The sequence below is a fragment of the Aquimarina spongiae genome (assembly GCF_900141785.1).
Classification (GTDB): domain Bacteria; phylum Bacteroidota; class Bacteroidia; order Flavobacteriales; family Flavobacteriaceae; genus Aquimarina; species Aquimarina spongiae.
Map to the genome: position 1 here is coordinate 152,364 of NZ_FQYP01000004.1, position 23,072 is coordinate 175,435.

Below are 23,072 nucleotides of genomic sequence, written 5' to 3' on the forward strand. Positions count from 1 at the left end.
TAAAAACGTAATTGCTATAGTAAGCGATTTCATTAATTTCATGGCTATTATTGATTAAATGTACATCAATATAGAAAATCAAACGTAAAAAAGAAGAAAAATTTATTTCTTACCAAAAAAACCTCATAAGTTTCCTTATGAGGTCAATTTTACAAATAGGGTTGTTTAAAATTCTTGTTCAGACTTTTGTTCTAACTCCTTGATTTTTAAAGACACCCTTTCTTTGTATTCTTGAGAAGCATTCAATGCTTGAGCCTTTTTGTAGTTTTTAACCGATTTTTGAAACTGCCCATTTACTTCATAGATCTCACCAAGGCTGTCGTATGTATTCCATGAATCTGGATGTTCTTCGCGATTAAACTCTAATACCGCAATCGCTTTTTTCATATTATTTTCCATGTAGAAAATATATCCGAATTCGTTAAGAATAGCTTCAAACTCAAGATCCGGAGCTAATTCTTTGATCTTTTTATATTCTTGTTTTGCAGCTGCAATTTCAAGATTCGAAAAGGCATCAATAAGCTGGGTCTTATGGTTTTTTACTTCTTCTTTTTGAATCACCACTTTATTTTCTTTGGTCTTATTTCTAAAAATCACGATCTCCTTTAATTGCGAGTTTCCATTAGTTACGAATTGTATATTATTGGGATAGTCCTCAATTTTGAATGTATTATTCCCTACATAATACATCTGATTTTTCTTCTTCTGCAACATAAACTCAAACATGGGTGAACTAATAAACAGCTGACCATCTTCTTCAAAAATCTTATTGACTCCAGGAGCATGATACAAGAAATCCAAATAGGACCCAACCACCATATTTTTCAGATCCTTTGGTACTTCTTTCAATAGTTTTTGATTGATAGATTGTTTCCAATTACATCTTTCTACAATTTCATTTCTCAAAAAATTTATCACTGGAAATCGATTAGGTTTATCCCCATTGGCAAGGATTGCAAGGCCGCTTCCTCCCTCTAGGGTAGCCATAAATTCTCCTCCAACACCTGTATTCGAACCCCCATGAGAGAACCAATCACGATTACCTATTCCAAACGACCTATTCCAACCCGCACTCCAACCGCCTACATTATCCAGAGATAGCACTTTGGTAATTCGTTTTGCTACCCTATGGGATATTACTTTGTTGTATTGATTGCGCAATGCGTTTTGCATTTCTATTCCTATAATTGCCAAATCCGAAGGTGTAGACCACATTCCTGAGGGAGCCACTTGCGGCGTGATCGGAAGTCCCGTTTTTATAATTTCTCCCTTCATGTTATGTACTTTTGCCACATTGTTCAGGAAACCTTCTTCGTTAGGTTGTTTCATGGTTGTGTTTTTAAGTCCAAGCGGATCAAAAACATATGTTTTTACCAAATCGGCTAATGGTGTGTTCAAATGATCTTCTAGGGCCATCTGGATGATTACATATCCTCCTCCACTGTATTTCCAATTGGAGCCCGGTTCAAATAAAAACTCTATTTCCCTATCATATCTTGGCAGCAATTCTCCTTTCAAACTTTGCAAAATGGTAGGGATTTTATCTCCTTCATAAAAATCCGCAAATCCACCCTGACTTGTACCTGCCGTATGAGATAAGAGTTGCATCCAAGTAATACCCTTACTATTTTCGAACTCACTCGATGGTAATTGCCATCGTTTTAAATATTTTGAAATTGGATCATCAAGGTTAATATGTCCTTTTTCTTCCAAAATTCCGCAAAGCATACTAATGATCGCTTTGGAAGTAGAAGCGGTAGAAAAAGCTGTGTTCTCGTCAATTTTATCTGTCGTACCAGACGCTTTGATTCCCCATTGATGCGACCAAATCATCTTGTAATCGTCGAATACAGCAACACTCAATCCGTGAAGTTGGTGTTTCTGCATTTTCTGATTGATCTGTTCTGTCAACGCTTCTAAAGGTTGTGATTGCTTTGATTGACCATAAATCATGTTCCCCATCATAGCGTAACTAAAAAGGATACTTAGTACCCTCATTTTAACTTTTGTCGTTCTCATATCCATAAAGTATTTGTTCGTATTTTGATTATCTGGATCTAAATTCTTCTTTTATGGACCATTTTAAAAGGTTTTCTTTACCAACTGCTCTATAGTTATTTGAACTGCATTTTTTGACTTTCTTTTTGTCCTATCTTAGCCTTATCAAGATCTCTTTGCTCATGAATCGATTTGGTATATTCAAAATTGTTGTCTTTATCACTAGTATTGCTTGCTTCATCTCTTGCGAAAATGATTTTAAGGTTCAAGCTCCTCAAATAAGATACAAGACAGGAGACACGCTAAATTGGCGATTAAAAAACATTGATGACAATTCTTGGTCATTGCAAAGAGAGAATAGTAAAGATGCTATTTTTTGGGCGAGAACTACTATTCGTATAGATCAACATCCTCAAGAAGATACCCCTCAAGGTTTGCTTATCTATGGCTTTGGTGCTTATGAAGTGTATTGGGACGAAGTTTTGATAGGCAGAAATGGCACCCCAGGCAAGGAACATCTTAAAAAAGGAGAAGTGGATCGATCTTTTATTATTCCTGATTCTCTAGCAAAAAAGGGGGAACACTTCTTGGCGCTACGCATTTCGCAACGGTATTACCCGGATCAAAAACGTGGTTTTGCTTTTGTAGTAAGTAGTTATAAAAACCTTATCCAATCACCGGTAGTGTTAACAGCCATCACTTATATTTTTGCAGGTGCCTTTTTACTCACAGCGGTTTATTTTTTTATGCTCTATTTTTATAACAAAAGATTTTTTCCGGTATTGTTATTTAGCATATGCTCCTTTCTGTTTTCGGTGCTTATCGTTGTAGAATATATTAAATTTTTCCTCCCTATTCACTACAGCGTTTTTTACATCCGGTTAGAAATTATTGGTGTATTGACATTTTTGATCGCTTTTTTGATTCCGGTATATTTCTCGATACAGTTTTCACTTCCCAAAAGAAAGTTGCTGTTGTCCAGCTACTTTATACTCTTGCTATTTATATTTTTCTATTTCAGAGGGCGATACGATCATACCACAGCACTTCTGATTATCTGTATGTGGGTTTTTTCTATAATCATCGTGGGTATTGCAACCTACAAAAAAACAGAAAATGCCATTGTAGTATTAGGTTCATTACTGATCAATATTTTACTGTATTATCTGATCACTTATGATTTTAGTCTTATCATTAGCTTCACCATTTTATTGCTAAGTATGTTTTATGTTCTTGCCCGACACATCCAAAAACAACGTGAGGCTTTTGAACATTCTTTGGTAGAAACCTCCAGATTAAAAAATGAATTATTAAAGAAAAAAATACAGCCTCACTTCTTGATGAACACCCTTACTTCTTTGATAGATTGGGTTGAGGAATCCCCGAGTAAAGGCGTTGATTTTATTGAAGCCTTGGCCGAAGAGTTCGATTTACTAAACCAGGTTGAAGATAAAAAACTCATCCCTATTGACCAGGAAATACAGCTTTGCAAAAGCTTTCTCAATATTATGAGGTATCGAAAAGAGATTATCTATTCCTGGAACGACGAAGGCATTGATCCAACCCAAAGTATCCCTCCCGCTATATTACATACTCTAGTCGAAAACGGAATCACTCATTGTATGCCTGATGATCAGAATGAGATTCATTTCCACCTATCGCAAGAATCTTCATCATCTTATAGAAGCTATAGGTTATGTACCGTAGCTAGCTTACGAAATCCTGAAAAACCCATTGAAGATGGTACCGGAAATACCTATATTAAAGCTCGTTTAACCGAAAGTTATGGCCGAAAATGGGATTTTGAATCTTATCAAACCCCAGAAGGATGGAAAAATATCATAACTATTTATTCTTAAGTTTATGCATATCCTAGTTATTGAGGACGAATCAAGAATCGCAAAGCGCATCATGAGAATGACCCGAGAGTTCTTTCTGAATACGCTATCCGAGATAACGCATATGGAATCATTGGCTAAAGGACTTGAATTTGTAACAGCGCACAAAGTAGATCTTGTTCTTTTGGACCTCAATCTAAATGGGGAAAGTGGTTTTGACCTCCTTAAAGAAGCAGTTTCGCAATCCTTTCATACCATCATTATATCCGCCTATAAAGATCAAGCCATACAAGCTTTTGAATTTGGAGTCCTAGATTTTGTCCCTAAACCATTTAACAAGGAAAGGTTACACAAAGCTTTTGATCGCGTAATGCATAAAGAAGATACCACCCAAAGAAACATCAAGTTTCTGGCCATCAAAAAACGTGGAGAGGTAAAACTCATTGATATTGAACATATCATTTACATCAAAGGAGCCGGAGTATATTCGGAACTAGTGTTAAATAACAATAGCACCTTTCTTCATGATAAATCCCTTGAGAAATTAGAACAACTTCTACCGGATAGGTTTGTTAGAATTCATAAATCATATATCACCAAAATTGAGGAGATTAAAACCATCAAAGTAAGTTCTGGAAGTAAGTATCAAGCAGAACTTAAGAATGGTGAAATACTTCCTATTGGAAGAACGAAATACAAAACGCTAAAGGAGATGTTTAAATAAAATTGCCTTAACATCGAAAACAGGCATAAAAAAGCCTTATAAACGGATGCTTATAAGGCTTTTTATGTTGATATTATTATTAGCTATTTAACGCTTCTGCCCCACCAACGATCTCTAGGATCTCATTAGTAATTGCAGCTTGTCTAGCTTTATTGTATGATAATTTAAGCGAATCTCTAAGCTCTGTTGCGTTATCTGTAGCTTTGTGCATCGCAGTCATACGTGCACCATGCTCAGAAGCGAAAGAATCTCTAATTGCCTTGTACAATTGTGTCTTTAAAGACTTAGGAATTAGTTGCTCAACGATCTCTTCTTTTGACGGTTCAAAAATGTAATCTACATTAGTAGCCGTTGCATTTTCTACCGGCAGAATTGGTAGAAACTGCTCTGTGGTTACATCTTGAGAAGCTGCATTTCTAAACTTATTGTATACAACAACAATCTTATCATAAGAACCGTTTGTAAACTTCTCCATTAACTCTTCGGCGATTGCAGCCACATTTGCAAAAGTAAGGTCGTCAAAAACCTCATTTTTGTTGGCTACTACCGTATGCGTTTTGGAAACCACATCATTTACTTTTTTACCTATAGTATAAAAGTCAACTTGCTTACCTGCATACTCGTTCTCGTATAAGCCTCTTACAGCCTTAATGATATTAGAATTAAAAGCACCGGCCAAACCACGGTTTGAGGCAACCGCAACAATTAATACTTTGTTTACCTCACGTTGTTCTGCATATGCACTGGCACTATCTCCTTCTAGAGAAGCACTTAAGCTTTGTAAAAGCTCGGTCAGTTTATCTGCATACGGACGCATTGCTGTAATAGCCATCTGAGCTTTATTCAACTTTGCAGCCGATACCATTTTCATGGCACTGGTAATCTGCATGGTCGAAGACACCGATGTAATTCTACTACGTAATTCTTTTAAGTTTGCCATTTTTAATACTTATGAATTCTGAAATTCAGAATTATGAATTTAATTAAGCTTTATACTTTGCCGAGATCTCTTTACAAGCAGACATAAGTACATCCGTAACTTCGTCTGTTAACTTACCTGATTTAAGAGTATCTAGCGCATCTCTATGCTTTGCATTAAGATATTCGATATAATCGCTTTCAAATTCTTTTACTTTATTTACAGGAACATCCTTTAATAAGTTCTTAGAACCTGCATAGATGATCGCAATTTGATCTTCTACGGTATAAGGGTCATTTTGTGCCTGCTTAAGAATTTCTACGTTACGCTTTCCTTTTTCGATTACGTTTAATGTAGCCGCATCAAGGTCAGATCCAAACTTAGCAAAGGCTTCTAATTCACGGAACTGTGCTTGATCCAGTTTTAATGTACCTGCCACCTTCTTCATCGATTTGATCTGAGCAGATCCTCCTACACGAGATACTGAAATACCTACGTTAATTGCAGGACGTACACCAGAGTTAAATAAGTCTGATGTTAAGAAAATCTGACCATCAGTAATCGAAATTACGTTGGTTGGAATATACGCAGAAACGTCACCAGCTTGTGTTTCGATAATTGGAAGAGCAGTTAATGAACCACCACCTTTTACTTTATCTTTTAATGAATCTGGCAAGTCATTCATGTCTTTTGCAATGTTATCATCAGCAATCACCTTTGCAGAACGCTCTAACAATCTTGAGTGCAAATAGAAAACGTCTCCAGGGTACGCCTCACGTCCTGGTGGACGACGTAATAACAAAGATACCTCACGATATGCTACCGCTTGCTTTGATAAATCATCATAGATGATTAATGCAGGACGACCTGTATCACGGAAGTATTCTCCGATAGCCGCACCAGCAAAAGGAGCATATACCTGCATTGGTGCAGGATCAGAAGCGTTTGCCGCAACGATAGTTGTATAAGCTAAAGCTCCTTTATCTTCTAATACTTTGGCAATTCCTGCCACAGTAGAAGCTTTTTGCCCGATAGCTACATATATACAGTATACTGGCTCACCAGCATCATAAAATTCTTTTTGGTTAAGGATCGTATCGATACAAACTGTAGTCTTACCAGTCTGACGGTCACCGATTACCAACTCACGCTGCCCTCTCCCGATAGGTACCATGGCATCGATAGATTTGATCCCTGTTTGAAGTGGTTCGTTTACCGGCTGACGGAAAACTACCCCAGGTGCTTTACGCTCTAATGGCATTTCAAAAGTTTCACCTTCGATTGCTCCTTTACCATCAATTGGGTTACCTAGTGTGTCTACAACACGTCCTACGATTCCCTCTCCAACATTAATAGATGCAATACGCTGAGTACGTTTTACTGTTGCACCTTCTTTTACCTCTGTAGAAGAACCTAAAAGTACTACACCAACATTATCCTCTTCAAGGTTAAGTACGATACCTTCTAACCCTGATTCGAACTGCACTAATTCTCCGTACTGTGCATTAGATAATCCATATACACGTGCGATACCATCACCAACTTGTAATACCGTTCCTACTTCTTCCAATGAAGCTGTTGCCTCAAATCCGGATAATTGTTGTTTTAAAATTGCTGATACTTCAGCAGGATTCACTTCTGCCATAATTACTATTATTTCTCTTGATTACTTACAAGAGTTGTTATAAAAATTAATAAGTTCTTTTACCTTTTCTATTTTTTGAAGACCTGCTTCGTCATAAGACCCATTTCCATAGTCACATCCACCAAGATATTCTTTTAACTTAGCGATCTTCTTTTCTTCTTTGATCAACGGTCCAAAAGCAAAATCAAATGCTTTTTCCTGACCTTCTACTCTTAAATAATATTTTTTGCTGGGGAACTCTTGATAGATAGTTCCTTTTCCATCTTTAAATACTTCTTGCATAAAAAGTGCACCAGAACCACCAATAGACAAAGCATCTCCTCCGCCGGCCAGCATTCCGTTACTTTTTACCTTTATCCCTTGATAACAAGTTTCGTTACCTTCCTTATCGAATATACAGAAACGAGTTGCTTTTTTTGCCGATAAGGTTTTGGTTCTCTTCTTTTCTTTTTCGTTTAAGTAAATGATGCTTACTTTCTTACCAATATCACTGCCTCCTACATTTACAATCGTTCCTCCAGATAATGGGTCTGTAGGATCTTTAATATCTTCAAAAAGCATAGTTACTTTTCCTTCGAAACGCTCTCCTTTATCGTCTATACCGTATCCTAACTGACCATAGATATTAGACGAATTCGCTTTTGCTTCTTCATAGCTTTTGATCGCCTCAGCTTTTGCTTCTTCGTTTACTTTTTCCAAAGTCTCATTGGCACTATGTCCAAGTTCCAATCCGCGAGTATGCATACGACGTACTGCCTCGATAACAAACTCTTTGGTAGCATACTTGTCTGTAGCACTATATCTATTCTTGGTATTATAAGTAAGAGGGCTTGTAAGTAACTGTGATTCTATGTTTACATTTCCGCTTAAATCCTGAGTAACCACTCCGATTTTGTAGGTATCTAAATCACGAATGATCATAGTACTTGCATCCGCAAATCGGTACGAACCGATTTTCTCACCTTTTCTAGTAATTTCTTTAAGTTCAGGATCCACATAAATCCCAATACTTTCGGTAGCAGCATAAGCAGCTGCACTCTCTTTTGCAGCAGTTACCAATTGCTCGTATTCTGCTTTGCTAGCTCGTTCTCTTTTCTCGCTGAAAAAGGCAGTAATCTTATCATTATTTACGGCACCAGCAGCATCAAAAAAACCAAGTTCTTTCATCAAGAACTCAGCAATAGCTTTTTTCATGTTCAAAGTGAAAGACATGTATTTCATATCTACCTCATTCTCGAACTCGCTATTCTCATTCTTTAAAATAAGCCATTCGAAACTTTTTGTTTCGTCTACCTTGTAAGCCTCTCGTTTTGCAGTGATAAACACTTTATCCGAAGATGAATCTGTGAAAATATATTCGCCACCTTCTGATGTAGTCACTCGTATAGGAGTTTCCTGTTTATCTACTAAAACTACACCTTTTTTTACCTTAACCTTTTGTGCGCAAAGGGTAAGACTAAAAGTAAGTAGTACGATGGTTACAATATTTCTCATAGTTATTTGGATTAGTTACTAAGTTCTCTTCTTAGTGCAGTTAGTTTGTGTGCGATACTAGCATTATACTGCATATCTCCCACTCTCAAAATAAACCCTCCAATAATACTTTCATCGACAATATTCTCTATAGTTGCTTCGTTGCCGGTTAGCTCCTTTACTTTGTCAAGTACTTTTGCACTCAATGCCTTATCCAAAGGAACCGCAGTAGTCACTTTAGCAACTTGTGTATTGTTTAATTGATCTAAAAGTACAATGTATTGTTTTGCAACATCACCTAATAGGTTTACTCTTTTATTCTGAACCAAAGTTTCGAATAGCTTTTGAGTAATCTCTTCTGTACCTTTAAAAATCTCACGTAGAGAAGCTAGTTTTACTTCGCTTTTGATCAATGGACTATTCAGTACCATTCTAAGATCTGCACTCTCATCGATAGTAGCGATGATATTCTGCATATCTTTTTGAATAGCCGAAGTCGCGTTTTTATCTTGAGCGATGCTCAAAACTGCTTTTGCATATCGTATTGCTGCTCTACTCATCTATCTTCTTAGTTTAAAGTAACATCTCCCAACATAGAATCAACTAGTTCTAATTGCTTCTTTTTGTCGGATAATTCTTGTCTTACTACTTTTTCTGCAATCTCTACAGAAAGTCCAGCTACTTGATTTTTCAAATCAGCAATTGCCGCTTTCTTTTCGCTAGCAATTGTTGCTTGTGCCTGAGCTACAATCTTATCTGCTTCTGCCTGAGCTTCTGCTTTTGCATCAGAGATCATATTTTCTTTAAGCTGTCTAGCCTCTTTCAACATACTATCACGCTCTGCTCTGGCCTCGTTAAGAATACGCTCGTTATCTGCCTGAAGATTTTGCATTTCTTTTCTTGCAGCTTCCGCAGATTCTAAAGCATCTTTGATTCCTTCTTCACGATTGTTAATCGCTTCCATTATTGGTTTCCATGCAAACTTTCTAAGCAATAGCACTAAACCTACAAAAAGTAAAATCTGCCAGAAAAAAAGGCCGAACGAAAAATCATTTATTAACTTCTCCATCAGTAATTATATTATGTTCTTTTATTGTCTAATTTTAAAAATTGTAACAACAGCTGTAACCAACCGTTACAGCTGTTGTTTGTAAATTAAGCTGCGAATAAAGCAGCAAATCCAATACCTTCGATAAGTGCAGCTGCGATAAGCATTGCAGTTTGGATTTTTCCTGAAGCTTCTGGCTGACGAGCAATAGCTTCCATTGCCTGTCCACCGATTCTACCAATACCTAAACCAGCACCGATAACAATCAAACCAGCTCCTACATAATTTAAACCTTCCATAGTAAAGAATTAAAAAAATTAAACAATTATCGTTTAGTGATGTGCCTCCTCATTCGCCATACCGAAGTATAGTGCAGACAACATCGTAAATATATATGCTTGTAATGCTGCTACCAATAATTCTAATATTGATAACGCAAATGCTAAACCAAATGATAACGGACTACCAAGCCAACTTTTAAACAAAAACATCATTCCCACAATACTCATTAGTACTACGTGACCTGCAGTCATGTTCGCATACAAACGAATCATTAGTGAGAAAGGCTTGATAAATACACCAAGTAATTCTATCGGTGCCAAAACGATTTTCATAAAAGTAGGAACTCCTGGCATCCAGAATATGTGTCCCCAATAATTTTTGTTAGCCGTAAAATTGGTAATCAAAAACGTAAGCAATGCCAATCCAAAAGTTACCGCGATATTTCCGGTTACGTTAACACCTAGAGGAGTCATACCTAAAAGATTCAGTATCCAGATAAAGAAAAATATAGTTAACAAAAAGCTCATATACTTTTTGTATTTCTTTTCTCCAATATTAGGAATAGCGATTTCATCTCTTACAAAAATCACTAGTGGCTCTAAGAAACGACCAAGACCTGTAGGAATACCATTATTCTTCTTATACGATTTTGCCAATCCTCTAAACATAAAGAACATTAATAAACTCACAAGAAGCATGCTTACCACGTTTTTAGTAATCGAAAAGTTTAATGGCTTCGCATTGGTTGCATGATGATCCTCGTCGTAGTTGATGGTACCATCTGCATCTGTTTTGTATACTTTTCCGTGATATAGTTTGTAGTAATTACCATCTACTTCGGCAACTGTTTCTCCGTGATGAAATTTTGAAGAAGAAAACACTTTTAAACCACCATCCCAAAGAATTACCGGAAGTGGAAATCCGTAGTGCTTGTTCGTAGCTTTATCAGAAAACAAGGTAAAATCATGAGAGTCTTGAAGGTGATGATCAATAAACTCTTTTATCTCTGTTTTTAAATCTCCTTTCCCCTCTTTCTCAGTTTCTTTTGCAAATAGATTTGAAGCGGTAAAAACCAGGGTAAAAATCAATAAAATTCTAACTACAGTACGTTTTTGCATTACGCGTAAAATTTCGGTTCCTAAATTTCGGTGCAAATGTACATAAATATGTTAGATTCTTAAACTATTTTGAGTAAATAAGTTTGAGAATATTTTAAGATTTTTAAATAGCTAATAATCAGTTAATTAACTGATTTCAAAATTCGGGAAACAAAATACACCTCAAGGATGAGGCAAATTAGATAAGCCACAAAAAAATCCAGAAAGACATTTTTATCAATATCCATGTTATTTAACTTACTAATCCCAATAAACAATCCTATTTTGACCAAACTACCCCCCATAAAGATGAAACCGATTTGGTCTTTGAATTTATTACTGAACACCAAAATACCTATCACGAAAAGGAGTGTAAATATCCCATTAAACACATATGAAAAGTTGATGATTCCTTGATTTCGATCCAGAGAAAAAGACGTGACCATTCCCATATGAATGAAATAACCTCCCACTACAACCACCAAAAAAATAAATATGAAACGAAGTAACTCTTTGAGCATTAGTACAATTTAGGAAGGACAATGGATCTATAATATTATTCGTCAGACTTATTGATCCGATTTAATTGCTTTATCACCAAATATACCGAGGCCGTAACCCCAAAAAGCACAAAGCCCATAGTGAACCACTGCTTTTGAAGTTCATAATGAGCATCAAGCTTTTTTCCGATATATGCGCAGATAAATATCGTAGCCCCCATTTGAAAAGCGATTCCGGTGAGGGCCGCATATTTCCTAAGCTGATTTCCCTTGTCCTTGGGTTTGCGGTTGTTTTGAGTCACTGCCAGCAGTTGGTTTGCTTAATGATTTTACACCACCCTTCATAGAACATGAAGCATTAAAGTTTGCACCAGGCTCTACCGCCAACTTACCTACAGATACTTCACCTTCGATATGTGCGGTAGGTTTTAATGATAACGTATTAGAAACCAATAATGTTCCTGAAAACTTACCTTCAAAATCTGCATCAGAACATTCTAATGTGCCTTGAATAAAACCAGATTTTCCTACTACAACTTTTCCTGTAGTTTTAAAGGTACCTTCAATAGTCCCTTCAATTCTAAAACCTCCTTCAGAAACAATATCACCTACGATTTTTGTTCCTTCAGAAATCTTGTTTTGGTTACGTGAGAAATCAGTCATACCGCCCTGATCTCTGCCTTTTTTATTATCTGAAAACATAATTATATAAGGGGAATTAAGTTATTATTCTGTTTCTTCTTCTACAGCATACTCTTGATCATAATCCTGTAGGTTTTTATGAATCTGCATTATTCTATAATTGGCTGATGCAATTGTAAAATAATTATCTTCAATTTTCTTATAATATTTTTTTCTACGATTCCATTTGGTAAGATCTACACCCCTGGTGTCCTCGGTTCTACCGATAGATAACAACTCTGCTAAACCTTCGGCTTCTACTCGATTTCTTCGGGTATGTACTACCACAAACTGTTGATCTTTGGTATACACATCTAAAGACACTTTCATTTTATCGTATTTCAGCTCTTTTAGGATTTGCGCAATAAGTTCTTTTAAAGCTGCTGCCTGATTATCACCAAATGTTGAGAAAGGATAAATCAATTTGTGATTCTCTTTATCATCCGTTCCAACAGCAAACACATTATTTTCGATCTGTGGTATTGTAACCTGATACATTATCTGAGCTTTCTTCCCTTCAGGGCTTTGTGGATAATTAAGGGCTACAAAATTTAAGGCCAATTTATAAGCTTCAAACCCACGATAACGACCAATAGCCTGTGCTTTTAACAGCTCAAATTTTGGAAGAAAATCTTCATCGGCTCCAAATTTTGTAATCAGCACATCACTCTCTCGTATCACATCAGCATATCGCTGCTCTTCAAAAATCTTATACAACTTGTTGTACTTTGATTCTGGGCTATCCTTATCCTCTAACTCCTGATTTGGATTCTGAAGAATCTTAGCATATCTGGAATCTCCATAATTATTAATAATATCCTGCTTGTAGGTATTAGAATTAGGGATATCTCCTTGTGCTAAGTAAATTTTGTACAAATTGTATTTTGAAGGAACAATTAAACGCTCTTCAGGGTCATTTTGTAACAGGTTTTCAAACTTATCGATTGACAACTGATATTCCTGAAATTTCTCCTTATAAATTACTCCTAGTTGATAATATGCAAAGTTCCTTTCGGTTTTTAAACTGTCCAAAATCTTCGCGTCGGTAGGAACCTGAGCTATATACGTTAAAGGATCAAAAGCGGGATCTGTATCTATAGAATATTCATTTTCTTTTTCTGGAACTTCTGCAGCTACTGCCGAAGGGTTAGAAATGCTTGATACTCTCCAATTGTCTTGTAATTCTCTATTTCCAAAGGTGCGTTTAAACGCTGTTTTACCATACGCTACTGTAGTCTGATTGTAGAAATAAAACTTCCCAGCTTCTGAACCATTGTTAGTTTTTGGACCTATGATACTACTCTGTGGTTGTTGGAATCTACGTTCTGCTGGCAATTGATTTTTATAGTCTTCTAACTCCGCTGCTTCCTGCAATGCAATTGCCTTTGCTTTTAAACTATCGGTATAAGTTTTATAATATGCCAATCTCTCATCATCAGACATTGCAGATACACGTAAAATACTATCATTGGTTTGCGCAATCCCTTCATACAAAATAACATCATCCAGATTGTCTCTCTTTTTCTTAAGCACACGATATCGCTTTGAATCCACAATCATTCGTTGCAGGGTGCTATCATAATATTTCCCAGAAGCTGCATATCTCTTTCTATCAAAACTAATATCACCTAACGTATAATAATTTAGAGATTCTAGGTATTTATCTGGTGAGTTGGTTCTCAATGATTTGTTATAATATGCGATCGCCAAATCTATGGAATCCAAGGTCTTGAAATATTCTGCTTTTTGATTATAGATTTTATCCAAAAAAGGACGGTTTTCACGATTTTCTTCAAGATCCGTAAGCAATTCTAAAAACTCTTCACGGTTTCCTGTTTCGTAGTCAAAGTTTCTTGCTTTGGCCATATAAGCATTAAGCATATATCTGCGTGGTGTTCTCCTGTTCAGATCTATTACCTGATCAAATGCATAGTTGGCACTATCTTTAAAGCCCAATTCATTTAATAATTGTCCTTTGATGTAATAATACCTTCCTTTTTCTTCGAATTTTTGGGTATGAATACTGGCTTTATTGATATATGCCAGTGCCGAGTCTTTTTGTTTTAAATTCACATACGCCTGAGCAATCATTGCAACCGCATCTGCATAATCCTGTGGCTTCATATACTCTTGCTCAATCATTCGGATCAAATCCTCTATCGCCTTTTCATTATTATCCAGACGTACATTGGTCTTTGCCCTCCATACTTTGGCATGATTGATCGTGTTGCTGGTAGGATATTTGTAAAGAATATAATTGAAAGCTTCTAGCGCAGGGATAAACCGTTGTTCAAAATATCTAGCCTTACCTAACAAAAGAAAAGCTTCATCAATTTTTGGATTGCGCTCCTTACCATCGATGAGCATGCTGTGTTTTTGAATGGCTTTTACCGCCTTCTCTTCTGACCGATCAAAATTCTGATTCAAGACTTCATTAGGGAGTCGAACATCTTCGCTCACAATCATACGCTCTATTGGCAGTAGTTCCCAAAAATTATCGTTGTATGTTTGGATTAATTCTTCCTGGCCTTTATCATAAGCCAATCTACCGTTGTATAAGGTATTGTTTTTTGTAGTAACATCATGCCAGGTCCGGTTTACAAACTTGTCTTTTTTACGAGAACATGCAAACCCAACAATTGCCAAAAGCAATACTAGCCCTATTTGTGAAATTTTTCGTCCCAAACGAGATAATTTATAAGTGTGATAACTAAAAAACTTGCTTTTTAGTGTGTTGTAATATACAAAAATAGTACGCCTGAGGTAAAAATACATTTCTTTAGTTAAAAAACAGGGGGTTAGTACGTTTTTCTGGCTTCTATATCCTATTTATGGTGTTTTTCTGATAATTAGTAATGGCTGACACCTCACTTTCAAGATTTTCTCACAAAAAAAGCGAGAAGAAAACTTCTCGCCTTTTAACAAACAAAAACTGAATTAGTGAAACATTATAGTTTGAAATTTACCCTTGCAAACAAGAACCTACCGGTATATCCAAATTGTGATGTTCTTCTTGAGAATACAAATTGATCTCCAGCTGTACCTCCTTCTCTATTTTCGTCGGGATAAACATCTAATAAGTTGTTTGCTCCGATGGTGATGTTTAAATTTTCCAGAAGTTCTGCCGAGAATGAAAGGTCGGTCACCACTTTTCCTCCGTACACTGCATCATCACTCACAACAGTGCCATCTACTCTAGGGTCTCCGTTAAAATCATCGGGATCTGTTACTTCTCCAAAAAACACGTTACGTAGTAACACATTATATTTCCCAAAAGACAAAGCGTTACTAAGGCTTATTTTCGTTCTGGGCTGTGCCAGGGTTAAGAAGGCTTCTTCTTGTCCGTCGAAAAAGCTACCGCTTTGACCTGCATTTGCAATTCTCTCTGGTACTCGAATTTCCTCGACCTCGGTTTTGGCAAATGTGGCAGAAAGATCATTTTTTAAAGTAGTTTCTTCTCCAAAATTCATTTTATGCGAAACCACGACGTCTACTCCTTGCGATTTGGTATCGATGGCATTTACAAAAAATCGTGCACTGGTTGCTCCGGCAGCTTCAAATATCTGAGTTAGTTCAGGATCACCTCCATTACCAAAACTTCCGCTATATACGATTCGATCATCAATATTGATCAAGTATGCATCTGCCGTAACCGTAAAATTTTGAATTTTGGCAGTAAGCCCTACGCTGTAACTATCCGAAGTTTCTTCTTTTAGTTGGGCAATACCGATCAAATCCGCAGCTCTACTGTTATTGGTAAATGTTCCTTGTTCAAAAGGTTGATTATCTACAAAAACGGTGCTGGTTCTGCTAAAAAACTGCTGGTGTAATGAAGGCGCTCTAAATCCTGTACTATTGGCTCCTCTTATCGAGAAGTTTTCGGTGATCTTATATCGGGTGGCTAATTTATAATTAAAGGTGTCTCCAAAGTCGGAGAAGTTCTCATACCTACCCGCTAAACTTACTAACCATTGCTCTGTAAAGTCGGCTTCCAGATCAATATATCCAGCAATACTATTTCTATATTCGTCGGTTTCGTTATTGGGATCAAAGCCTCTGAATACTTGAGACCCGCCACCTAACACAGCACCTGTAAAATTATTACGAACCAAATCGGTATCCGGCGTAGTACCTGTAACCACGTTTCCATTTACATCATAGCTTACATACGAAGCTTCTTCGCCAGCGACAATGGCATAGTTTTCTACTTTGTACTCTGCTCCCATTGCCACATTTAATCCACTAAAAATATCTTCGTAGAATCTACTGATATCCAAGTTGGTGGTGTTTTGCATAAAGCTTAATGATCCTGCATCAAAATCTCTGGGTGTAGCTACTCCAAGAGTACCATTACTAGAATTGCTTACTGTAAAATCGAAAGTGTTGGTTCCATAGGTATTAGAAAAGTCGACATTCCAATTATTTACAACACCTCTGATCCCAACCGCTATCGATCTATCTACAATATCGGTACCTATATTAGGTAAGAAACCATTAGGAAAAGCAGGAGTATTGGCGCGGCCATCACCTTGAGCTGGTCTACGATAAAAACCAGATGCCAGACCTTCGCGATAGCTAATTCCTCCAAAACTGTAGAATTCTGCATCTTCACCCAATGGAATCGCCATATTGGCAAAGAACTTTCCCTCTCTTAATCTTGAAGTACCTACTCTAAATCTAAAATCTGTTCTGGTCAATCCTCTTGCAGCAAGTTCATCTTCGTCAACATCGATATCCAACAATGTTCTAAACGTTTCAATATCCGCATCATTGGTCACATCCAGTGCTGCAATTTGATCACGGGTTGCCTGATCCAGATAGGTGATCCCCTGTGCTGCTGTTTGATAATCTGCCAATGTCATTTCGGCTACATTACCTCCACCTGCTGCAAAAACACGTTCTGCACCATGATAACCTCTAAAAATATCTCCTTGATAATCTCTATTTCTTAATGCAGGAGCTCTGGTCGATAATGATCCGGTGAAATTGATAAATCCTCCTTTGTCTCCAATCGGTAGTCCATAATTGACATCGACTTTTACCTTTTCTCCATCACTACCGCCGTCAAATTGATTCGAGTTTTCACTGAAGTTAGCTCCCGTATTGATTGTAACATCCAATTTGTTGGTTGCTTTCTTCAATACAATATTGATTACCCCAGCAATGGCATCGGATCCGTATTGTGCAGCCGCACCATCTCGTAACACCTCAATTCTTTGGATTGCTGCGGTTGGAATTGCATTCATATCCGTTCCAACACTACCTGCCCCTACCGTTCCGTTTACATTAACCAATGCCGTATTGTGTCGTCTCTTTCCATTAATTAACACCAATACCTGATCAGGACCTAAACCTCTCAAAGACGCCGGATCGATATGGTCAGTACCATCTGAAACTGTTTGCGTTTGTGAAGTAAAAGAAGGTGCTACATAGTTAAGTATTTCGTTTACAGTTGTCTGAGGTCCTTGTGTTGCAATTTCTGTAATGTCTATCACATCAATTGGAACGGCCGTTTCAACAGCGGTACGGCTAGGATTTCTGGATCCCACAATCACTACATCATCCAATTGCGCAGATGCATCTTGTAAGGTTACCGAGATGAAGTCTTTTCCTTCCACATTGATTTCCTGGGTTTCAAAACCCAGGTAAGAAATTACCAATATGTTATTCTCTTCAGGGATATTGATGGTGAAGTTTCCTTCAAAATCAGTTTGCGCCCCTATGGTAGTTCCTTTTACCAGAACATTGGCCCCTGGCAGAGGGCTCCCGTTCGAATCTTTTACATTACCATTGATTTCTCTCTGGATTACTGGTTTTTCTTTAACCAAAGGTGATTTTTTTAAGATCACCTGCTTGCCCATAATGGTATAAGAAATATCGGTTGGATCAAAAAGTAATCCCAATACTCTATCAATGCTTTCTTTATTCACTTTGATAGATGTTTTTTGATCAAGATCAACCTCATCACTGATGTAAAAGAATTTATACGAAGTTTGATTTTTGATTTCGTCTAATACCTCTACAATAGGAGTTTGTTTAAAATCAAGTTTTATTTCGCCTTGCGAAAAGCCAGAAGTTCCCATTACCTGAAAAATGGAAAAACAGAATAAAACCAGTGTAAGCCTCATTTTTAATACATTCGATTTGTGCGCTAAGTGTGAAAATAGCGTACGATTACCCTTTTTTTTCATAATTTTGAAAAGTTTGGTTAGTACTCAATTAAATAGTAATCAAACCGTAAGGGGAAGTGTGGCAGCACTTCCTTTCTTATTTTTCTTACGGATTGATTGTAATCTTCTTATCTTTTATTTCATATGTAAATGCTATCGTTTCTGAAAATACCTTTAGAATCTGCTCCACATTTTCGATATCAAATTCTCCGGTAAATCGGGTGTTATTCAATTTTTGATTGAGGCTTGTTATTTCTACATCATATGTTCTTTCGATTCTTTTGTATACTTCAGCAAAAGACTCATTTTGTAATATAATTTTCTTATGCATCCAGGAAGTAAACAATGCCGGATCCACCTTTTTACGCTCCAAGGCTTTGTTGTTTTTACTGAAAATAGCCTGGTAATTTGGAGTAAGCTTCAGTCTTACATCTTCTTGCTCTGGATCACTAATAGCCACAGATCCCTCTACAAGGGTTGTTTTGACTGTTGCATCATCCTCATAAGATGATACATTAAACTGGGTTCCTAACACTTCCACATCTACTTCTCCGGTTCTTACTATAAAAGGTTGTTTGGTATTAGTAACTACGTCAAAAAACCCTTCACCTTCTAGATATACCAATCTATTTTTATCCTCTGGGTTGAAATGTCTAGGAAATTTAAGTGCACTAGCCGCATTTAACCATACTTTGGTTCCATCGGATAAAGCCAATTGAAACAACTTTCCTTTTGGAATTGAGATTTGAAGATATTCTGTTTTGGTGCTGTGGTTTTCGCCTTGAATCACTAATTGATCTTCATTCTTTTTAACCACAAGATTACCCTCAGCATCTTTAATACTTGCCGTATCATCCAATCCTAAATAACTAATGGTACCATCTGCCTGTACAATCTTGATTTTGTCTGAAGAAGTATCTTCCGCTTGTACCACTTCTGGTGTAGTGATCTCAAAAGATGAATTACCACTCCTATACGTATATATCCCAAAAACAACAGCGGCGACTGCTGCAGCATATCCAATAACTCTTAAAACTGGCTTCAAGGAAATTACTTTGGTTTCTTTTTGTTGTATTCCTTTTACAAAACGCTCAAAAGCTCCCTCCACATCTACTTCCAAATGCTCTTTTGCAGCATACGACTCTTTTATTTCCTTCTTAAAAAGTGCTTTGTTTTCCTCATTAGCATTTACCCATTGTTTAAGCCATTCTTTTTCTTCTGAAGAGCAGTCGCCTTTAAGATATTTTCTAATTATTGTTAAATAATTATCCATTTTATTCCTTTTACACCTATATGATGCAGAAATCAAAAGAATCCCCTACTTTATTTTAATTTTTTTTAATTTAGTTGACGTTTTAGTCATGAAAAACAGTTCTGCCGACATAGAAAAAGCACTTATTACGGGATTAACCCAAGGAGACGAAAAGAGTTACAGACTTCTTTTTGATCTGTACTATGAGTGGTTATGTAACTACGTTTATAAACTTTCTCATGATAGTACCTTGTCTGAAGATCTAGTTCAAAATGTGATGTTACGGCTTTGGGAAAAAAGATCTTCTTTAAAAATCTCGTCTTCTTTAAAGAATTATCTCTTTCGATCCTGTCATAATGAGTTTTTAATGCATCTGCGAGCTCAGAAAAAAGAACATGATATTCTGGATGAAATCAAGTGGCAAACGCTGTTTGACATGTATGATGAAAAGGAAGATCAGCACGAAGCGGATTGGAACAAACTCGAAAAAATGCTGGATCAGCTTCCTCAGAAATGTAAGGAAGTCTTCAAACTAAGTCGATTGGAGCAAAAAAAGCATAAAGAGATTGCCGAGATATTGGGTATATCTACCAAAACTGTAGAATCCCATATTAGCAAAGCCCTTCGGTTTTTAAAAACCAATGTTTCCGGCCTATTCTTCTGAAAAGATTTATGTCTAGAAAATTACTGTCTTAACTAATTATCTATTTAAATTAGTGGTTCTTCAATCAATACATTCAGTTATGAAAAAAAGTGTCGCACTCTTGCTTGTTTTATTTTCTTGTACATTCCTCTTTTCTCAAGAAAATGATCGTTGGAAACTTACCTATACCAACAACGGTAAAGGAGAATCTAAAGGAGATATTCAAGACCTAATCGATGCCGTACGAAAAGGAAATAGAATTCGGATCTATTGGTATGGTGCTAGAAAAAATGATAAGAGCAAAAAAGTAGAACATTTTGCAGAAGCTAAATTCCTGACCATTATGAGTGACACCTTAGTATTTGCACAAATCGATCCTATCATTGGACAAACTCCAAAATACGATGAACAAACCATATCCTTAAAAGAAAATATCGAGTGGACATTGATTGCAGCCAGCAATGGAAAATCCGAATCTATGACCAGAAATGTAACTACTGGAGAAATACTTGGTCATGATCCCTTCCCACTATCCATTCGTTGGTATGTAGAACAATAATGCTATCCTTAGACAGATATAACGAAAAAGATAGTTATTGATTCGCTTCCTCTACTGTATCAGCAATAGCGTTCTTACCAAAGTGCTCTTCTAGCTCTTTTAATGTTTCTGCAGAGGTAACAATATCTTTAACCACAATACCTTTGTCCAATACTACAATGCGTTCACACACTTCGGTAACATGCATCAAATCATGACTAGAAACTAAAACCGTGACGTTTGGATCTGCAGATAATTCTTTGATAATCTGCTTTAAGCGTATTTGTGTAGTAGGATCCAGATTAGCAAAAGGTTCATCTAGAATAACTACTTCGGGATTACCGATTAGGGTAGCTACAATCCCTACCTTTTTCTGATTTCCTTTAGACAAATCTCTTAAGTACTTCTTCTTTCCTAGAATTTCTCCGTGAAAAAAGTCCTCAAATTTTGAAAGCAAGGCATCTACATCTGCTTTGTTCTGGCCACGCAACTCTCCGATAAAATAGAAATACTCCTCGGCGGTCAAGTATCCAATCAAAAAGCTTTCGTCTATAAATGCAGCAGTAATTGATTTCCAATCCTCGCTACTATTAACCTTGATCCCATTGTTTTCGATATATCCAGTTGTGGGTTGTATCAAATCCAACAAAGCACTGAATAAAGTGGTTTTACCGGCTCCATTATTCCCTACCAGCCCGAAGCTTTTTCCTTTTTCAATCTCAAGATGTTCTATATTTAAAACGGTGTTCCCCGTATAAGTTTTACTAAGGTTATGTACTGCAATCATGTTCTTAATTTTTTTGTTTGTATGCCGATAAGGTTTTATACTTCTCTGTTTTGTAGATTTTTTCGATTTTGGTAAAAACGGCATCTTTAAACGCAAAACCTGCTATTCCTGCTATTGTGACTAGTGCATACCCAGCATTTGGACTATAGGCATAGTGTCCTATGGCATATAATACCATGGGTAATGCCATTTTGGGTAAGGACAACAATAGCGTTTTGGTATTGAAGGCCTGTTTATCTCCAAAAGCTTTTTTGTTACTAGTTAAATCAATAGGAGTTTTTACATAGGCTCCTGCCCATAGCACCACATGAGAATTTACTCCGATATTATAAATTGATGCGACTATAATGGCCAAATACACATCCCATCCAAAATATAAATATCCAGAAGCCAAAACGGTAGAGATCAAGGTAGCAATTACCATCAACCACCACTTTGATGACAGGTATTCTTTATACTTGATATTTTGACTCATCATCAAAGGATAATACGAGCTATCCCAACTAGGAACAAACTGCCCAAAACTCAATAAAAATCCTCCAGTAACAAATATGGCCGCAAAAATCTTCCACACTGGTCCATCGTAGGCTTCTACAGCACCTGTAAAGAATAACAATCCATAAAACAAGAAGAACACACTTACCAATACTGTTGATTTTGCACGTTTATTTCTCTTAATCAGTTTGATATCATTTTTAAGAAAAGTAGCTGTTCTACCAAATCTATTTAACCAATCCAGATTCTCTGTTTTTATATCTTTTGATTTGGTAGCCAAACCTGCATCGAGATATAAGTCTGAAGTAAAGGATCTGAACGATAGAGCAATCAAAACTATTAATGCTGCCATGGGAACAAATACCATCCATCCCAGATCATATAGTCCCTGAAAAAACGGAGCTGTGTATACCGTAACATCAAAATATCCAAAATAATGAAGCCCTCCGAAAATTGCTAAGACTCCACCAATAAGAAAAATCAGGTTATCTTTTTTATTCAAAAGGATGTTTAAAAAGTTATTGGCATATGCCAAGGCGATTAGTCCCAAATGCCACAACAATACATTGGTTACTGGGTGTCCGTTTTTGATCAAAACCAGTGAAAATGGAATAAAAAAGAACGCATGAATCACATTGAAAAATGAGAATACGGTCTTCCCAAAGGCAAAAGAAACTATTTTGTTTTTGTTAAACGGGAGCAATAGCAACGGCTTGATATTAATTACCGGCATTTTTTGCAGGGCGTAACGAAAAAGCAGGTCTCCAACCCACCAATAAATCAAAAATCGATTTAAGGTTTCTAAGGGATCGAGCTCTAATTTTTCTTTTACCAATTTGTAGAATGCTATGCCGCCAAGGGCCGACATAAGGGCTAACCAACACGCCCAAAATGCCATAAAAATTTTCATGAATAATCCCGAAGACATGGATGCTGATCTCCAAAAGGATTTCCATTGTAAAGAGACAAAATGTTTAACCAT

20 protein-coding genes are annotated in these 23,072 nt (G+C 36.7%); 4 read left to right on the forward strand and 16 right to left on the reverse strand.

Translation table 11 applies throughout. The features are described from left to right. Positions 1-165 precede the first annotated feature (165 nt). Complete coding sequence (locus BUE24_RS10435; protein WP_170864586.1) at positions 166-2,019, reverse strand: serine hydrolase domain-containing protein; 1,854 nt, start codon at positions 2,017-2,019, stop codon at positions 166-168. A gap of 161 nt (positions 2,020-2,180) precedes the next feature. Between BUE24_RS10435 and BUE24_RS10440 the strand changes: the two genes are divergently transcribed. Beyond that, positions 2,181-3,857, forward strand: coding sequence for a histidine kinase (locus BUE24_RS10440; RefSeq protein WP_073315965.1), 1,677 nt, complete (start codon positions 2,181-2,183; stop codon positions 3,855-3,857). A gap of 4 nt (positions 3,858-3,861) precedes the next feature. Continuing rightward, on the forward strand, positions 3,862-4,560 hold the full coding sequence (locus BUE24_RS10445) for a LytR/AlgR family response regulator transcription factor (protein ID WP_073315966.1): 699 nt from the start codon (positions 3,862-3,864) through the stop codon (positions 4,558-4,560). A gap of 79 nt (positions 4,561-4,639) precedes the next feature. Here the strand turns inward: BUE24_RS10445 and atpG are convergent, their stop codons facing one another. From atpG to BUE24_RS10510, 13 genes are all read right to left on the reverse strand, one after another. After that, positions 4,640-5,500 carry an ATP synthase F1 subunit gamma gene (gene atpG, locus BUE24_RS10450; RefSeq protein WP_073315967.1) on the reverse strand — a complete coding sequence of 287 codons (861 nt, stop codon included), beginning with the start codon at positions 5,498-5,500 and terminating at the stop codon, positions 4,640-4,642. A gap of 43 nt (positions 5,501-5,543) precedes the next feature. Next, positions 5,544-7,124 carry a F0F1 ATP synthase subunit alpha gene (gene atpA, locus BUE24_RS10455; protein ID WP_073315968.1) on the reverse strand — a complete coding sequence of 527 codons (1,581 nt, stop codon included), beginning with the start codon at positions 7,122-7,124 and terminating at the stop codon, positions 5,544-5,546. A 21-nt stretch (positions 7,125-7,145) separates the two neighbouring features. Continuing rightward, positions 7,146-8,618, reverse strand: coding sequence for a hypothetical protein (locus tag BUE24_RS10460; protein ID WP_073315969.1), 1,473 nt, complete (start codon positions 8,616-8,618; stop codon positions 7,146-7,148). A gap of 11 nt (positions 8,619-8,629) precedes the next feature. Continuing rightward, entirely contained in the window at positions 8,630-9,157 is a 528-nt protein-coding gene (gene atpH / locus BUE24_RS10465; protein ID WP_073315970.1) for an ATP synthase F1 subunit delta, read from the reverse strand. Positions 9,158-9,165: 8 nt separating this feature from the next. Continuing rightward, the gene (locus tag BUE24_RS10470) at positions 9,166-9,666 is read right to left on the reverse strand and encodes a F0F1 ATP synthase subunit B (RefSeq protein WP_073315971.1); all 501 of its coding nucleotides are present in this window, start codon (positions 9,664-9,666) and stop codon (positions 9,166-9,168) included. 86 nt (positions 9,667-9,752) lie between these two features. Next, entirely contained in the window at positions 9,753-9,944 is a 192-nt protein-coding gene (gene atpE, locus BUE24_RS10475) for an ATP synthase F0 subunit C (RefSeq protein ID WP_027394417.1), read from the reverse strand. Positions 9,945-9,977: 33 nt separating this feature from the next. Then, entirely contained in the window at positions 9,978-11,045 is a 1,068-nt protein-coding gene (gene atpB / locus BUE24_RS10480) for a F0F1 ATP synthase subunit A (protein ID WP_073316200.1), read from the reverse strand. A 122-nt stretch (positions 11,046-11,167) separates the two neighbouring features. Continuing rightward, a complete protein-coding gene (locus tag BUE24_RS10485) occupies positions 11,168-11,545 on the reverse strand; it encodes a DUF6168 family protein (protein ID WP_073315972.1) in 378 nt (125 codons plus the stop codon). Positions 11,546-11,580: 35 nt separating this feature from the next. Continuing rightward, complete coding sequence (locus BUE24_RS10490) at positions 11,581-11,826, reverse strand: AtpZ/AtpI family protein (RefSeq protein ID WP_073315973.1); 246 nt, start codon at positions 11,824-11,826, stop codon at positions 11,581-11,583. Next, a complete protein-coding gene (locus BUE24_RS10495) occupies positions 11,780-12,226 on the reverse strand; it encodes a bactofilin family protein (protein WP_073315974.1) in 447 nt (148 codons plus the stop codon). The genes BUE24_RS10490 and BUE24_RS10495 overlap by 47 nt, the downstream gene beginning before the upstream one ends. 24 nt (positions 12,227-12,250) lie before the next feature. After that, positions 12,251-14,890 carry a type IX secretion system periplasmic lipoprotein PorW/SprE gene (gene porW, locus BUE24_RS10500; protein WP_084549498.1) on the reverse strand — a complete coding sequence of 880 codons (2,640 nt, stop codon included), beginning with the start codon at positions 14,888-14,890 and terminating at the stop codon, positions 12,251-12,253. A 263-nt stretch (positions 14,891-15,153) separates the two neighbouring features. Further along, positions 15,154-18,396: a TonB-dependent receptor gene (locus BUE24_RS10505; RefSeq protein WP_170864587.1), complete on the reverse strand. Its 3,243-nt coding sequence runs from the start codon at positions 18,394-18,396 to the stop codon at positions 15,154-15,156. An 85-nt stretch (positions 18,397-18,481) separates the two neighbouring features. Then, entirely contained in the window at positions 18,482-19,648 is a 1,167-nt protein-coding gene (locus BUE24_RS10510) for a FecR family protein (RefSeq protein WP_073315975.1), read from the reverse strand. Between the two features lie 88 nt (positions 19,649-19,736). Here BUE24_RS10510 and BUE24_RS10515 point away from each other — a divergent pair, with 88 nt between their 5' ends. Then, positions 19,737-20,291: an RNA polymerase sigma factor gene (locus tag BUE24_RS10515; protein ID WP_073315976.1), complete on the forward strand. Its 555-nt coding sequence runs from the start codon at positions 19,737-19,739 to the stop codon at positions 20,289-20,291. Positions 20,292-20,370: 79 nt separating this feature from the next. Further along, positions 20,371-20,829 carry a hypothetical protein gene (locus tag BUE24_RS10520; RefSeq protein ID WP_073315977.1) on the forward strand — a complete coding sequence of 153 codons (459 nt, stop codon included), beginning with the start codon at positions 20,371-20,373 and terminating at the stop codon, positions 20,827-20,829. A gap of 34 nt (positions 20,830-20,863) precedes the next feature. On the opposite strand, the gene BUE24_RS10525 is transcribed toward BUE24_RS10520, so the two are convergent. Next, positions 20,864-21,595 (reverse strand): ABC transporter ATP-binding protein, encoded by a 732-nt coding sequence (locus BUE24_RS10525; protein WP_073315978.1) that lies wholly within the window; start codon positions 21,593-21,595, stop codon positions 20,864-20,866. A gap of 4 nt (positions 21,596-21,599) precedes the next feature. Continuing rightward, complete coding sequence (locus BUE24_RS10530; protein ID WP_073315979.1) at positions 21,600-23,072, reverse strand: DUF5687 family protein; 1,473 nt, start codon at positions 23,070-23,072, stop codon at positions 21,600-21,602.